Below are 15141 nucleotides of genomic sequence, written 5' to 3' on the forward strand. Positions count from 1 at the left end.
CGACACCGGGCCGGGGCTTGCGCCCCGGCCCGGTCGTCAGACCTCCGTCATCCGACCCTCCCGGAGTTCCAGCGTCAGGTCGGCGCCGACCCGGCTGAGGAACGCGTCGTCGTGACTGACGACGAGGACCGCTCCCCGGTAGGCCGACAGAGCCTCGACGAGCTGGTCGACCGTGTCGAGGTCGAGGTTGTTCGTCGGCTCGTCGAGCACCAGCAGGTGCGGCGGCGGGTCGGCGAGCAGCAGACGCGCCAGAGCCACCCGGAACCGCTCGCCGCCCGAGAGCGCCGACACGGGCCGGTGCACCGTATCGCCGCGGATGAGGAACCGAGCGAGGCGGTTCCTCAGCTCGACGTCACCGACGCCGGGTGCCGCGGCGCGGATGTTCGCCAGCACCGCGGCATCCTCCTCGAGCCCGTCCACCCGCTGCGACAGGTAGCCGATCCGGTCGGTGTGCGCCTCGGCGCGGGCGTCCGACGGTGCCGAGTGCAGGGTGGATGCGGCATCCGACCCCGGTTTCGGCCCGCCGCCGTCAGCTGAACCTGCACTCGGCACATGAGGCGCCGCCCCGGCCGACGCGACGAGCCGTTCGAGCAGCGTCGTCTTGCCCGCGCCGTTCGGCCCGATGAGCGCCACCCGCTCCGGTCCCTGGATGATCCAGGAGCGCTCGCCGTCGCCGATCGTCGCGATGCGGCGGCCCGTGCCGACGTCCGGATCGGGCAGGTCGATGCGGACCGTGTCGTCGTCGCGCACGCGACGCCCGGCGGTGTCGACCGCGGCACGCGCGGCATCCACCTTCTCGTTCGCCTCGACGCGGAGCTTGCCCGCCGTCACCTGCGCGGAGCGTTTCATGGCGCCCAGCACGATCTTCGGTGCCGCCTTCCGCGCGGCGAGCTTCTTGCCGTGCGCATCGCGCGTGGCGATCGCCGATTCGATCTGCTGCCTGTCTCGCTTCTCCCGCTTCAGTACCTGCCGGGCCGTCGTCTCGGCCTGGGCGGCGGCGGACTGCTCGGTGTCGAGCCACGCCTTCCAGGCTGAGTACGGTCCGCCGAACACCGACAGCTCCGAGCCGTAGAGCTCGGCGGTGTCGTCGAGCTCCTCGAGCAGCGCCGTGTCGTGGCTCACCACGATGAGCGTGCCGCGCCAGGTCCGCACGAGATCGTGCACGCGGGCTCGCGCGTCGCGGTCGAGGTTGTTCGTCGGCTCGTCGAGCAGGGCGATCTCGGCCCCGCGGAGCCGGACGCCGACGAGGGCCGCCAGGACCGCCTCGCCGCCCGAGAGCTCACCGATCGCTCGGTCGAGGGCGCCTTTCGGCAGCCCGACCTCGGCGAGGGCAGCGGTCGCCCGCGCCTCGACGTCCCAGTCGTCGCCGACCGTGTCGAAGTGGCGCTCGTCGACGTCGCCGTGCTCGATCGCCCGCACGGCGCCCAGGACCTCGCCGATCCCGAGCAGGTCCGCGACGCGGCGTCCGGTGTCGAGCGTCAGCTGTTGCGGCAGCAGGTCGACCCGCCCCGCTGTGGTGATCGAGCCGAATGCCGGTGCGAGGGTCCCGGCGATCAGTTTCAGCAGCGTGGACTTGCCGGACCCGTTCCGGCCGACGAGGCCGGTGCGGCCGCCGCCGAAGGCTCCGGTGACCTCGCTGAGCAGGGCGGTGCCGTCGGGCCAGGCGAAGGTGACGCGGTCGAGGGTGACCGCGGAGGTGAGTGTGGTGGGCATGAGGCGCCTCCCTGTGAGGGGTGCGCGGACGTCTGCGTCGACGGACCGGTCCGCAGCGCTCGGTGCGGCCGGGCAGCACGATGTGCTGCGGTCGAAGGATGACGGTCCGCGCCGGTCGGTGAATAGATCACCGGGCGGACCGTCGAATCGTCCTCGGGGAGGGTCGACGGGTCAGCGCGGGATCACAGCGCGATCGCGTCGACAACCTTCAACGGCTCTTCCTCACACTCGGGACAGGACGTCCACCATGCTAGCCACGTCGGTGAGCGGATGCCAGAGGCCGGCATCCGCTCACCGGTACGGGGTCACACGCTCTGGCGCACCCAGGTCCGCTCATCGCCCGTCCACCGGTTGACGGCGGTCGGACGACCGGCTGCCTCCTCGTACATGCGCGAGAAGGCCGGGGCGAACGCGTCGTTCACGCGATCGAGACGGTCCTGTTCCTCGCGGATGCCGGGCATCTCGGCGCGGAACGCCGCGATCACAGCGTCCTCGTCGACGAGCGTGAGCCGGCCGTTCTCGACGGTGGTGACCCCGTCGACCATCACGCGGACGATGGAGGAGCCGTTCTCGCTGTAGACGAGGTGGTTCTCGAGCTTGTTCGTCGGCAGGAAGGCGAGCGTCTCGGTGTCGAACATCACGAGGTCCGCGCGCTTGCCGACTTCGATCGAGCCGACGGACCGGTCGAGGACGGCGCTTCGCGCACCGCCGATCGTCGCGGCGCGGAGGACCTCGTCGACGGTCGACCAGCGGGCGATGTCGGGCTCGGTCACCTTGTGCAGGAGGGCCGCGGTCTTCATGACCTCGATGAGCCGCGGGGTATCGCTCGAGGAGCAGCCGTCGGTGCCGAGACCGAGGTTCACGCCGGCGTCGTGGTACCGCCGCCAGGGCAGCACGCCCGAGCCGAGCTTCAGGTTCGAGATCGCGTTGTGCGAGACGGACGTCCCACGCCGCGCGATGCGCTCGATGTCGTCGTCGGTCACCCAGATGCCGTGGGCGAACGTCGTCCGCTCGCTCATCGCGCCGATCCCGTCGAGGTGCTCGACGAGGGTCTGACCGCCGTCGAGCTCGTCGCCCGTCACCGCCTGGGTCTTCGTCTCGAGGACGTGGATGTGCACCTCGGCGTCGAACTCCGCTGCCAGCTCGGTGGCGCCGACGAGCAGGTCGTCCGTGCATCGCTGCGGACCGGAGGGGGCCAACATGTAGCGGATTCGACCTCCCGCCGTCCCGTGGTGGCGCTCGAACGCGGTCCGCGAGTAATCGAGGTATCCGTCCGCTGTCAGCACCGGCTGCGCCCGCACCTGCCGGACGAGGTCGTCCGGCAGCCAGTCGGTCACGAAGGGGAGCGTGTCCACGAAGGGGCGGTTGATGACGTGCCCCGACACGTTGGCCCGGATGCCGATGCTCTCGTACGCCCCCGCGACGGCGGCGAGCTGGTCGAGGTCCTGGCCCGGGGTCTCGAGCACATCGTCGACGAGGGTCGTGACGCCGTTCTTCATCGACTCCATCGCGAACATGAGGGTCCGCAGGCGCACGATGTCGGGACTCGTCGGCGTCCCGCCCAGGATCGGATACGCGTAGAGCATCCAGAGCTCGAGGGGCATGTTGTCGTAACGACCCTTGTAGAGGTACTCCCACGAATGCGTGTGGGCGTTCACGAAGCCGGGGGTGACCAGCAGCCCCGCGGCGTCGATCACCTCGTCCCCGGGACGTGCCTCGAGCTCGAAGCCGATCTCGGTGAACACGCCGTCCTCGATCCGAAGGTCGCGTGCGACCGGGGTTGAGCCCGTCGCGGGGTCCATCGTGATGACCTGGGCGCCGCGGATGAGCGTGCCGGTCATGCGTCGACCTCGCTCGCGGTGGGGGCGGATGCCTCGTCCGGGCGCCCGGCATCCGTTGGTGTGGTCCCGGAGCGGCGCGCGAGGGCGTGGCAGACGGGCGCGGCGACGATCGCCACGATGATCCCCTGCACGGCGGGGCTGCCGATGCCGGTGAACGCGCCGAACGCGGCGGCCGCCGTACCGAGCAGGTAGGCGATGACACCGGGCCAGACGAACGCGCCCACACGGGTCACATCGGTGCCGGGGTCGCGGCGACGCCAGACGAAGAGGTAGGTGCCGATGATGACGCCGCCCAGCGGAGGGATGACGGTGCCGAGGGTGACGAGGAATCCGGTCAGCGCGTTCGCGACACCGGTGACGGCGAGGGCGATGCCGACGATCACGCCGATCACGATGAACGGCCTCTTGTCGTTGCGGTTCGCGAGCTCGGCGCCCGCGACGCCGAAGGCGTACGCGGTGTTGTCGTTCGTGGTCCAGAGGTTGAAGGTCAGGAGCAGCACGCCCATGAGAGCGAGCCCCATGGTGAACAACAGGGCGGTGAAGTCGGATTCGCCGAACGCGATCGCGCCGATGCCCCCGAAGACGAGCATGGCCGTCTCGATGACGAGGAGGACGCCGAGGCAGATGAGGAACGCCGTGCGCGGGCTCTTCGCGAAACGGGTCCAGTTGCCCACCTGGGTGCCGCCGGAGATGAACGTGCCGATCATCATCGTGAGGGCCAGACCCGGCGAGAGCGAGCCGTCACCGGTCGTCGCGAACATCTCGGTCCACCCGCCCACCTCGTCGACGGAGACGACGGTGATCCAGATGCAGAGCGCGAACATGAGGGGGACCGAGACCCATGACAGGATCTCGATGCCCTTGAAGCCCCAGTACGCGGTGGTGGCCATCAGCAGGCCGCCGAAGATCGCCAGCGGCCACGAGACATCCCATCCCATCGCCGAGGCGAGCAGGTCGGCGAAGATTCCGACCGTGATTCCGTACCAGCCGACCTGGGTGCCGCCGAGGACGATCGAGGCCCACTTGCCGCCCACGCGGCCGAGCGCCAGACGGGCGAGGAGGACCGTCGAGAGTCCCGTCGCGGCGCTCGTGGCGCCGAGCGTGGCGATGTAGAGGGCGAGCACCACCGAGGCGACGGCGGCGAGGCCGACGAAGGCGGCGAAGCCGAACGCACCGGCGACCTGGCCGCCGGTGACCATCGTGGGGGTGAAGAAGATGAAGCCGGCGACGACGACGAGGATGGCGAACCATCCCTGCCGGGCGCTCTGGGGGACGCGGCCGAGCGGGTAGTCGCGGTCGACGCGCTCCGGGGCGGCGGATGCCGCTGTGGTCGAGGTCATGAACACTCCTTTCCGAGTGGTCACATCGAACGCGCTCCGTGTTTCGGTACCGTTGCGCGGCCCCGAAGAGTGGACCCGGTGACAGGGGGCCGGGGCCGTCGGTGTGGGAATCTCCACCTGCCCGAAATCGCCGTGTCATCGCAGGGAAACGGGCCGGTCGTAGCGTGACGGCGTGCCCACCGCCGACCCGCGCCTCACCTCCGCGGACGTCGACGTCCTGCGGGTGTCCGACCTCATCCACTGGGGACAGCCGCGGGTGGACCTCGTCGGCGAGCCGGTGGGGCTGGACCGCACGGTCCGGTGGGGGCTCCCGACCGATCTGCTCGACCCCTCGCCGTACCTGCGCGGCGGCGAGCTCGTGCTGACGTCAGGCATCTCGATGCGGGATGCCGCGGCGCAGCGCGCGTTCGTCGCGTCGGTGCGGCGCACGCGCCCCGCCGCGATCGGGTACGCGCTCGGTGTGGTGGAGTCCACCGTCCCCCCGGCTCTCATCGAGGCGGCGAACGAGGCGGGGCTCGCCGTGCTCTCGGTGCCCCCGGACGTCCCCTTCCTCGAGATCACCCGCCGCATCGCGCACGAGCAGCAGCGTCACGATGCCGAGGAACTCGCCCGCGAGTCGGTGGGGGCGATCTTCGACATGGTCCGCCGTGGCCACGCGAGCTCGATCGTCCTCCGCGAACCCCTCGAGGGGGCGCTGGGCGAGGTGCCCGGCGTGTGGATCCTCGCCGCCCGCGGACGCGTCCTCCGCCCCGGCGGGCGGTCCCTCGTCGGGACGACGGGCGGACATTCGATCGCGATCGTCCCGGCGACCCAGCCGGGACCGCCGCCCGCGGACCTGCTGGGTGACGACGTCGGTTGGAGCGGACCCGCCGAGCTCGGCGCGCTCGCCGGTGCGCTCCGCGAAGCGGTGGCCGCGGCATCCCTCGCGTCCCGTCATGGTGCTCCGCGCGGTCCGAGGGATCTCGCGACGTGGGACGGGCTGATCGAACGCCTCACGCCCGAGCAGCTCGCACCGTTCCGCGACCGGCTGCTCGCGCCCGTCGTCGATTACGACGCGCGACACCGCACCGGACTCGTCGAGACCCTCGAGCGTCTCTGCCATCACGACGGCTCGGTGCAGTCGACCGCCGAAGAGCTGTTCGTCCACGTGAACACCGTGCGAAAGCGCGTCGGTCGCATCGAGGCGCTCACGGGCATGAGCCCCCTCGACACGCGCGGTCGTGCGGCCTTCCTCGTCGCGCTCGCCGCGCGGAGCTGAGTCTCAGCTCTTCGGTGCGGCCAGCTGCTTTTCGAGGAACACCCGCACGTCGCCGAGCTCCTCTGCCGACACGCTGTGCGCGAGGTCGGGGTAGACGCGTCCGCTGAGGTCGACGTGCCCCGGCAGCCACTGCGCCGTGTGGTCGACGAAACGCGGCGGGATGACCTCGTCGCGCGCGCCGCGCCCCCAGAACACCGGCGGACGCACCTCGGCGAGCTCGGAGTCACCAGCGTGAGGTTCGGGGAACGCGTAGCCGGCGAGGTTCACGGCGAAGGCGGCGCCCTGCGGCCGCATCCGCAACATCTGCAACGCGATGACGCCGCCCTGCGAGAAGCCGAGAAGACCGACGGATGCCGCATCCCCCCGCACCTCGTCGACCCAGTCCCAGACCGCCTCGGCGCTCGCGAGCACCTCGTCGTGGTCGCGGCTCTCGACGCCGTCGATCGTGAACCAGGAGTACCCGGGCATCGGGAAGCGCGGGGCGAGCGGCGCGCGGACCGCTGCCGCCACGAACTCCTCGGGAAGGTGCGGCGTGAGGCCGAAGAGGTCCGCCTCGTTCGACCCGTAGCCGTGCAGAAGCACCAGCAGCGGCCGATCGCCGCGCTCCTCGACAGGCGCGGACCACAGGACGGCGTCGGGATCGAGCGGGGAGGCGGCCACCATGCGTCCATCCTGCCCCAGGCCCCTGACACGGGTGACACGTCCGACACGGGGCGCCGCGGCATCCGCTCGGGTATACATGGAGGCATGGCCGTCCGCACTCCCGACCCCGACCCGAACGAGCGTGACGACGAGGGAAGCGGGAGCGATCCGCTTCGCGGGCTCGGGTCGTCGATGGGCCGTCCGGGTTCCGCGGGCAACCCCGCGTGGCTGAGCGACGTCGAGCTCGCCGAGGCGCGACGCCGGCTGCCGATGCTCTACGTCGAGGCCGTCCCGGTGCGTCTGGACGGTATGGGCGCGGTGACCGAGGTCGGCATCCTGCTGCGGGCGACGCCGATGGGCGAGATCTCCCGCACCATCGTGTCGGGCCGCGTCCGCTACGGCGAGACCGTGCGCGACGCGCTGTTCCGCCACCTCGAGAACGACCTCGGACCGATGGCGTTCCCGATGCTGCCGCCGCAGCCCGCGCCGTTCACCGTCGCGGAGTACTTCCCGATCCCCGGTGTCAGCGCCTTCCACGACGACCGGCAGCACGCCGTCTCGCTCGCGTTCGTCGTGCCCGTGACCGGAACGTGCGAGCCGCGTCAGGACGCGCTCGAGGTCACCTGGATGTCGCCCGAAGAGGCCTCGTCCGACGCGCTCGCGGCCGAGATGGAGGGCGGCCGCTCGACGCTCGTGCGGCAGGCCCTCGCCTCGGTCGGCGCCCTGCGCTGACCCGCGCTTGCCGCGACCTCAGCCGCGGGTCAGGCGCGACAGCGCCGCGACGAAGGCGTCGACGTCGGACTCCGTCGTGTCGAACGAGCACATCCAGCGGACCTCGTTCTTCGAGGCATCCCAGTCGTAGAAGCGGAACGACTCACGGAGCTTCTCGGCGACGCCGTCGGGAAGGATCGCGAAGACGCCGTTCGCCTGCGTCGGCTGGCTGAAGCGCACCCCGTCGATCGATCCGTCGGCCAGCCCCGCCTCGACGGCCGCGCGCAGTCGCGCCGCCATGGCATTGGCGTGACGGGCGTTCCGCAGGTACAGGTCGCCTTCGTACAGCGCGATCAGCTGGGCCGAGACGAAGCGCATCTTCGACGAGAGCTGCATGTTGAGCTTGCGCAGGTAGGGGAGACCCTGGGATGCCGCCGGGTCGAGCACGACGATCGCTTCGGCCGCGAGCGCGCCGTTCTTCGTGCCGCCGGCGCTGACGAGGTCGACACCGGCATCCTTCGTGAAGGCGCGGATCGGCAGGTCGAGCGCCGCAGCGGCGTTCGACAGTCGTGCGCCGTCGAGGTGCAGACGCATGCCGCGCGAGTGGGCGTGGTCGGCGAGGGCGCGGATCTCGTCGGGCGTGTAGAGGGTGCCGAGCTCGGTGGACTGCGTGATCGAGACGACGAGCGGCTGCGCACGGTGCTCATCGCCCCAGCCCCAGGCCTCCATGTCGACGAGCTCGGGGGTCAGCTTGCCGTCGTCGGTCGGGACGTTCAGGATCTTGATGCCGGCGACCTTCTCGGGAGCGCCGCCCTCGTCGACGTTGATGTGGGCGGTGGATGCCGCGACCACAGCGCCCCAGCGGGGGAGCATCGACTGCAGTCCCGTCACGTTCGCGCCGGTGCCGTTGAAGACGGGGAACGCCTGCGACCCCTCGCCGAAGTGGTGCGCGAAGACCTCCTGCAGACGCGCGGTGTACACGTCCTCGCCGTAGGCGATCTGATGGCCGTCGTTGGCGGCGGCGATGGCCGCGAGAACCTCGGGGTGGACCCCCGAGTAGTTGTCGCTGGCGAAGGAGCGGATCATCGGGTCGTGGAGCGTCGTCACCTCTTAAGCCTAGGTCGCGCGGAGGTGCTCTTCCCCGTGTCCGACCCCGGCGATACCCTCACCGCATGAGTGGAGCGACGCCGTCGCCGCGCACCGTCCCTCCGGGCGGGATGCGCACGTTCCTGCACGTCCTGGTGAACACGGCCGTCGCGAACGTCACGACGAGCTTCCTGTGGTTCGCGCTCACCTTCTGGGTGTACCTCGAGACCGAGTCGGTGCTCGCCACGGGCATCATCGGCGGCGCCTACATGCTGCTGCTGGCGATCTTCGGCATGGTCTTCGGCACGCTCGTCGACCGCTTCCGCAAGCACGCCGTCATGGTCTTCTCGGGGGTGTTCACCCTCGTCGCGTTCCTCGCGGCCGGCGCGATCTACGTGTCGCAGCCCGAGTCGGCGATCCTCGACCTCCGCGGACCGTGGTTCTGGCTATTCTCGGGCATCATCCTGGCCGGCGCCGTCGTCGAGAATCTGCGCAACATCGCCCTGTCGACGACGGTGACCCTGCTCGTCCCGACCGAGCGCCACGCGAATGCCAACGGCCTCGTGGGGACCGTGCAGGGCATCGCCTTCATCGTGACGAGCGCGCTGTCGGGCCTCGCGATCGGACTGGTGGGCATGGGGTGGACGCTCGCCGTCGCGATTGCCTTCACCGCGGTGCCACTCATCCACCTGCTGTTCGTGCGCATCCCCGAGGACGCACCGACTCCCGATCCCGGGTCGAAGATCCTCGACATCCGCGGCGCGGCCGCCGCGATCCGCGCCGTTCCGGGACTCTTCGCACTGATCCTCTTCTCGACGTTCAACAACCTCATCGGCGGCCTCTACATGGCGCTGATGGATCCCTACGGGCTCGAGCTCTTCGATGTGAAGATCTGGGGTGTCGTCCTCGCGGTCACGGCGACCGGCTTCCTCATCGGCGGTGGCATCGTCGCCGCGAAGGGGCTCGGCAAGAACCCCATCCGCACGCTCCTGCTCGCCGTGGCGGTGATGGGTCTACTCGGTGCGGTCTTCACGCTGCGCGAATGGTGGTGGCTCTACGCGGTCGGCATCTGGGCCTACATGACCCTCGTGCCCGTGATCGAGTCCGCCGAACAGACGGTCATCCAGAAGGTCGTCCCCTTCGAGCGTCAGGGCCGGGTCTTCGGCGCGGCGACCGCGCTGGAGGTCTCGACCGGCCCGATCACCTCGTTCGCGATCGCCCCGATCGCGGAGTTCTGGATCATCCCGTACTTCCGCACCGACGAGGGTGAGCGGGCGTGGTCCTGGCTTCTCGGCGAGGGCGAGATGCGGGGCATCGCGCTCATCTTCCTCGTCGGCGGACTCATCATGGTCGCCGCCTCGCTCGCCGCGTTCCTCACCCGGTCGTACCGGACGCTGTCGGCCGAGTACCGCGAGGCGCCCGAGACGGCCGAAGCGGATGCGGCGCCCCCGGCACCCGGCATCCCGTCGTCGTCGCGCGAAGCGGCGGGAGGCGTCGCGGGCGACTGACGGCGCCGGAACCGGCTTCGGCGCCCGAGCCCCCCAGAGAGCCCAGGCGCCGAAGTGGCGTTCCGGCGTCAGGCGTCGGTGGCGCGGATGCCGGCGACGCCGGCGATGACGGGGCGCATCTTCTTCTCGAGCGCCTCGAAGAACATCGACAGCGGGAACTCGTCGTCGAGGACCGCGTCGGTGTACCCCTTCGGCGGGCCGGCGAGGATCTCGTCGGACAGTCCGCGGGCCCACTGCGACGCGGGGTGGGGCGTGACGGTCTGACGGACCAGGTCGTAGGCGGCGAGCCAGTGCGCGACCTTGGGGCGGTCGATCGACTCCCAGTAGAGCCGGTCGATCGCGTCGCTCAGGGCGATGACGGCGTCGGCGACGCGGTCCCACTCGAACGCGAGCGATGTGTCGGTCCAGTGCAGGACGCCGCGCTGGTGCAGCCAGGCGAACAGCAGCTGCCCGCCCAGGCCGTCGTAGTTGCGGACCCGGGTGCCGGTGATCGCGAAGCGGAAAATGCGGTCGAACAGCACGGCGTACTGCACGAGGCCGGCGTGCTCGAGCCTCTCGCCCTCGGCATCCGTCAGCTGTGCCTTCGCCGACAGGTCCTTCTCGATCGCCACGCACTCGCGGAAGGCGGTCAGGTCGCAGCGGAGCTCTTCGAGCGAGTACAGGAAGAACGGCATCCGCTGCTTGATCATGAACGGATCGAACGGCAGGTCACCGCGCATGTGGGTGCGGTCGTGGATGAGGTCCCACATGACGAACGTCTTCTCGGCCAGACGCTGGTCGTCGAGCAGGCGAGCGGCGGCCTCGGGCAGGTCGAGACGGGTGATCTCGGATGCCGCGCGCACGACGCGCCGGTAGCGTGCGGCCTCGCGGTCCTGGAAGATCGCGCCCCACGTGAAGGTCGGGACTTCGCGCATCGCGACTGTCTCGGGGAAGAGGACGGCCGAGTTCGTGTCGTACCCGGGCGTGAAGTCCAGCAGGCGGAAGGAGACGAACAGACGGTTCGTGTACGTCTGCTCGAGTTCGGCGATGAACTCCGGCCAGATCGTCTCGACGAGGACGGCCTCGACCTTGCGGTCGCGGGTGCCGTTCTGCGTGTACATCGGGAACACGACGAGGTGTCGCAGGCCGTCGATGCGGTTCTCCTGCGGCTGGAACGCCATGAGCGAATCGAGGAAGTCCGGGACGCCGAGGCCCTCCGAGACCCAGCGGTCGAAGTCCGCGACGCTCGCCTCGAGATAGGCGGCATCGTGCGGGAAGGCGGGGGAGAGGGCGCGGATGCCGGCCGTGATCGCCTCGACGTGCGCGCGGGCGGCATCGTGGTCGGCGGCGTCGGGCACAGACCCGTCGGTGATCTGCAGATCCTGGAGGGCGGTCGCGGCATCCCGCAGCAGCGCCCAGGCGGAGGAGGTCTCGGCCCGGCGGGCGTCCTCGACGACCTCGGGCATTCCGATGATCGTCGACGCGGTGGTGACGGTGCTCATGGTGGACCTCCTATCGGTTCCTCACGGCTTCAGTGCGCAATGGCGGGAAGAATTCCTGTGATTCCAGCCTAAGGCCGTAAGGATCGCGTGTGCAAGGCGGCTGCGGTACCGCTGCGGTACCGTCGAGGCGTGCCCGCAGACGAGACAGACTCCGCCGATTCCGCGATCATCGCCGCACTGTCGGGCAACGCCCGCGCGACGCTCGCGGAACTCTCCGCCGTCGCGGGGCTGTCGGTGTCTGCCACGCAGGCGCGCGTCCGCCGGCTCGAGGCCCGCGGCCTGATCTCCGGATACCGCGCGGTCATCGACCCTGAGGTCGCGGGCAAGCCGCTCGCCGCCTTCGTCGAGATCACGCCGCTCGATCCCGCTCAGCCCGACAACGCTCCCGAGCTCATCGCGCACCTCGACGAGATCGAGGCGTGCCACTCGATCGCGGGCGACGCGGCCTACATGCTGTTCGTGCGCGTCGCGACGCCGCGCGACCTCGAGAGGTTGATCCGCGACATCCGCGCCGCAGCCGCGGTGAACACCCGCACGACCGTCGTCCTGCAGACCTTCTTCGAGCACCGCCCGATCTCACCCGCCTGAACGCCCGCGCCCGAGGGACGCGTCAGCCCGAGGACGTGTCAAGGGGAGGCGGCCCCGCCTCGCCCTGCATACCGTGGGAGGCATGACCGACACCCCCATCGGCGGCGAGGTCCTCGTCGTCGCGAACAGTCGCTCCGGCGCCTCGCTCGGCCGCCCCGACCGCGTCCCGGACGTCCGCAGGCGGATGCCGGGTGCGACCGTGCGCGAACTCGGCGAGAGCGAGACCCTCGACGACGTCGTGGCCGACGCGATGGCCGGCGAGAACCCGCCGAGCGTGCTGGCGATCCTCGGCGGTGACGGTTCGGTCTCTCGGGCGGCGCACCTCGCGCGCCGGCACGACCTGACCCTCCTCGTCCTCCCGAACGGCACCTTCAACCACTTCGCGCGGTCGGTCGGCATCCCCGACGTCGACGCCGGGCTCGACGCCTACGCGGCGGCGAACGTCCGACCCGTCGCCGTCGCCGAGGCCTCGGTGGACGACGGAGAACCGATCACGGTGCTGAACGCCGTCTCGCTCGGGGCGTACCCCGAGTTCCTGGCCGAGCGTGAACGCCGCACCAGCCTCGGCAAGTGGTGGGGCGGTGCCGTCGCCGCCTGGCGCGAGATGCACGGCGCCCACGCGGTCGACGTCGTGCGAGGCGGCCGACGCGCCTCGGTTTGGTCGGTGTTCGCCGGCGTCGGCCCCAACGACCCCGACCGCATCGCCACGATGCAGCGCGCCACGCTCGACGAGCCGGTCATCGACGTCCGCGTGCACCACGCCCGCGGCACGCGCGCCCGCGCCATCGCCTCGCTCGCGTTCGGCGAGAAGACCGTCGCGGTCCTCCGCGCGCTCCGGGTGATGCCCCCGGCATCCGACATCGAACGGATCCTCGACGAGGACTTCGAGATCGAGGTCCGCGCCGGCAGCGCCCCCGACATCTGGGTGCACGACGGCGAGCTCGAAGAGGTCGGAGAGGACGGCTTCCGTCTGCGGGTACGCGCCGTCGGCGACGGACTCCGGGTCTACCTGCCCGCCCGGTAGGGCCGGATACATCCCGAGTCGGATGCCCCGTCCCACCCCGACCGCGTAGCGTTCAAGGGTGTTCCGTCCGCTCCGCCCCTACCAGGCTGCTGTCGACGCGGCCATCGCGGTGCTCTTCGCGCTGGTGTCCCTGCCCTATGAGCTGAACACATCGACCAGCTCGTCCTACGACATCGGCCCGGTGTCGGCGATCCCGGTCGTGCTGCTCATGGCCGGCGCGCTCGGACTCCGCCGCTACTCGCCCGGCCTCGCCCTGGGTGTCGCCTGGCTCGGGGCCATCGTGCAGATGGGGTTCGGTCGCGGTCCCGGGTTCGCCGACATCGCGATTTTCGCCGTCCTCTTCGCCACCGCGACCTACGGGTCCCGGCTGGTGTTCTGGCTCGGTCTCGCGTCTGTCGTCGTCGGCTCCGGCACCATCACGGTCTACCTCTTCCGATGGGCGTTCGTCGGGAGCGGAGCGCTCTCCGACGTCCCGACGCTGATCTTCGTCCTGCTCGCGGCACTGTTCGCACTGGGGCTCTCGTGGACGGCCGGTGCGCTCGTCCGCACGGCGATGCGCGCCCGCGCCAACCGTGCGGCGCAGTCACGCGCCGAGGAGCAGACGGTCGCCGAGCAGGAGCGCACGCGCATCGCCCGCGACATGCACGACATCGTCGCCCACTCGCTCGCGGTCATCATCGCGCAGTCGGACGGCGCGCGGTACGCGGCAGCCTCCGATCCCGAGGCTCAGGCCGCGGCGCTCGGCACGATCTCGTCGACGGCGCGCTCCGCCCTCTCGGACGTGCGCCTGCTCCTCACGCAGCTCCGCCATTCCCAGGCGGAGGGCCCGCAGCCGACGCTCGCCGACCTCGAGCAGCTCTACGCCCAGGTGCGAGCGGCAGGCGTCGAGCTGCGCGTGGACGTCGACCCCGCGCCGCGCGGCGAGGTCGCGGCATCCGTGCAGCTGTCGGTCTACCGCATCCTGCAGGAGGCGCTCACGAACGCCCTCCGCCACGGCACCCCCACCGGTGTGGACGTCTCGCTGGCGTGGCACCCCGACTGCGTCGACCTGCGCGTCCGCAACGACGTCGCTCCCGTCCCCGACGGAGCGGAACGCCGCACCGGCGGACACGGCCTGATCGGCATGCGCGAGCGCGCGCAGCTGATCGGCGGTCGATTGGATGCCGCGGCCGCAGACGGCGTCTTCACCGTCGAGGCGTCCCTGCCGACCAGAGCCGCGTCCGAGAACCCCGACCCCCTCGAGAGGAGCGCTCGGTGAGCGTCATCCGCGTCGTCCTCGTCGACGATCAGTCCCTGTTCCGCGCCGGCATCCGCATGGTCGTCGCCTCGCAACCCGACCTCGAGGTCGTGGGGGAGGCCTCCGACGGTGCGCAGGCGATCGAGGTCGTCCGCCAGACGCGCCCCGACGTCGTCCTCATGGACATCCGGATGCCGGTGATGGACGGGCTCGCCGCGACCGAGGCCCTGCTGGCCGACGCCGATCCGCCGAAGGTGGTCATGCTGACGACCTTCGACCTCGACGAGGCCGCGGCCCGCGCCATCCAGCGCGGAGCGAGCGGGTTCCTCCTGAAGGACGCCGATCCCGAGTTCCTGCTCGCCGCCATCCGCACGGTGCACGCGGGATCGTCGGTCATCGCGGCGGCCGCGACCCGCAAGCTCTTCGCGCAGCTGAACGAACCCGTCCGCGCCGTCCCGGCGACGTTCGGCGAGCTCACCGACCGCGAGCGCGAGATCTTCGCGCTCGCGGCCCGCGGGCTCTCGAACGCCGAGATCGCCGCGCGGGAGTTCCTCTCGGAGGCGACCGTGAAGACCCACGTCTCGCGCATCCTCGCGAAGCTGTCGCTCCGCGACCGCGTGCAGCTGGTGGTCTTCGCCTTCGAGCACGGCCTCGCCTGATCGGCGCACGCACCGTCATCCTTCCGATGTAGACGGTCGCGACGAGCGGCCGA

At 70.8% G+C, this 15141-nt stretch carries 13 protein-coding genes; 7 read left to right on the forward strand and 6 right to left on the reverse strand.

Going from position 1 to position 15141, the window contains the following annotated elements; all coding sequences use genetic code 11:
- Window positions 1-36 precede the first annotated feature (36 nt).
- From Q9S78_RS03840 to codB, 3 genes are all read right to left on the reverse strand, one after another.
- Window positions 37-1713 (reverse strand): ABC-F family ATP-binding cassette domain-containing protein, encoded by a 1677-nt coding sequence (locus Q9S78_RS03840; RefSeq protein WP_311868944.1) that lies wholly within the window; start codon window positions 1711-1713, stop codon window positions 37-39.
- A gap of 305 nt (window positions 1714-2018) precedes the next feature.
- The gene (locus tag Q9S78_RS03845; RefSeq protein ID WP_311868945.1) at window positions 2019-3554 is read right to left on the reverse strand and encodes an amidohydrolase family protein; all 1536 of its coding nucleotides are present in this window, start codon (window positions 3552-3554) and stop codon (window positions 2019-2021) included.
- On the reverse strand, window positions 3551-4894 hold the full coding sequence (codB, locus tag Q9S78_RS03850) for a cytosine permease (RefSeq protein ID WP_311858804.1): 1344 nt from the start codon (window positions 4892-4894) through the stop codon (window positions 3551-3553). Before codB ends, Q9S78_RS03845 begins: the two co-directional genes overlap by 4 nt.
- Window positions 4895-5066: 172 nt before the next feature.
- Here codB and Q9S78_RS03855 point away from each other — a divergent pair, with 172 nt between their 5' ends.
- Window positions 5067-6152 (forward strand): PucR family transcriptional regulator, encoded by a 1086-nt coding sequence (locus Q9S78_RS03855; protein WP_311858806.1) that lies wholly within the window; start codon window positions 5067-5069, stop codon window positions 6150-6152.
- A 3-nt stretch (window positions 6153-6155) separates the two neighbouring features.
- On the opposite strand, the gene Q9S78_RS03860 is transcribed toward Q9S78_RS03855, so the two are convergent.
- Window positions 6156-6815: an alpha/beta hydrolase gene (locus Q9S78_RS03860; protein WP_311868947.1), complete on the reverse strand. Its 660-nt coding sequence runs from the start codon at window positions 6813-6815 to the stop codon at window positions 6156-6158.
- A gap of 84 nt (window positions 6816-6899) precedes the next feature.
- Between Q9S78_RS03860 and Q9S78_RS03865 the strand changes: the two genes are divergently transcribed.
- Window positions 6900-7526 carry an NUDIX hydrolase family protein gene (locus tag Q9S78_RS03865; protein ID WP_020097890.1) on the forward strand — a complete coding sequence of 209 codons (627 nt, stop codon included), beginning with the start codon at window positions 6900-6902 and terminating at the stop codon, window positions 7524-7526.
- 18 nt (window positions 7527-7544) lie between these two features.
- Here the strand turns inward: Q9S78_RS03865 and Q9S78_RS03870 are convergent, their stop codons facing one another.
- Window positions 7545-8612 (reverse strand): threonine aldolase family protein, encoded by a 1068-nt coding sequence (locus Q9S78_RS03870; protein WP_020097891.1) that lies wholly within the window; start codon window positions 8610-8612, stop codon window positions 7545-7547.
- A 65-nt stretch (window positions 8613-8677) separates the two neighbouring features.
- On the opposite strand from Q9S78_RS03870, the gene Q9S78_RS03875 reads away from it, so the two are divergent.
- Complete coding sequence (locus tag Q9S78_RS03875) at window positions 8678-10099, forward strand: MFS transporter (RefSeq protein WP_311868949.1); 1422 nt, start codon at window positions 8678-8680, stop codon at window positions 10097-10099.
- Window positions 10100-10167: 68 nt separating this feature from the next.
- On the opposite strand, the gene Q9S78_RS03880 is transcribed toward Q9S78_RS03875, so the two are convergent.
- Window positions 10168-11580, reverse strand: coding sequence for a DUF6421 family protein (locus Q9S78_RS03880; protein ID WP_311868951.1), 1413 nt, complete (start codon window positions 11578-11580; stop codon window positions 10168-10170).
- A 129-nt stretch (window positions 11581-11709) separates the two neighbouring features.
- On the opposite strand from Q9S78_RS03880, the gene Q9S78_RS03885 reads away from it, so the two are divergent.
- From Q9S78_RS03885 to Q9S78_RS03900, 4 genes are all read left to right on the forward strand, one after another.
- The gene (locus Q9S78_RS03885; protein WP_311868952.1) at window positions 11710-12168 is read left to right on the forward strand and encodes an Lrp/AsnC family transcriptional regulator; all 459 of its coding nucleotides are present in this window, start codon (window positions 11710-11712) and stop codon (window positions 12166-12168) included.
- 82 nt (window positions 12169-12250) lie between these two features.
- The gene (locus Q9S78_RS03890; protein ID WP_116228059.1) at window positions 12251-13192 is read left to right on the forward strand and encodes a diacylglycerol/lipid kinase family protein; all 942 of its coding nucleotides are present in this window, start codon (window positions 12251-12253) and stop codon (window positions 13190-13192) included.
- 58 nt (window positions 13193-13250) lie between these two features.
- Window positions 13251-14450: a histidine kinase gene (locus Q9S78_RS03895; protein ID WP_311868955.1), complete on the forward strand. Its 1200-nt coding sequence runs from the start codon at window positions 13251-13253 to the stop codon at window positions 14448-14450.
- The gene (locus Q9S78_RS03900; protein ID WP_311868958.1) at window positions 14447-15088 is read left to right on the forward strand and encodes a response regulator; all 642 of its coding nucleotides are present in this window, start codon (window positions 14447-14449) and stop codon (window positions 15086-15088) included. Before Q9S78_RS03895 ends, Q9S78_RS03900 begins: the two co-directional genes overlap by 4 nt.
- Window positions 15089-15141: the final 53 nt, after the last annotated feature.

The sequence above is a fragment of the Microbacterium aquilitoris genome, from assembly GCF_031932285.1.
In the GTDB taxonomy this organism is placed as follows: domain Bacteria; phylum Actinomycetota; class Actinomycetes; order Actinomycetales; family Microbacteriaceae; genus Microbacterium; species Microbacterium aquilitoris.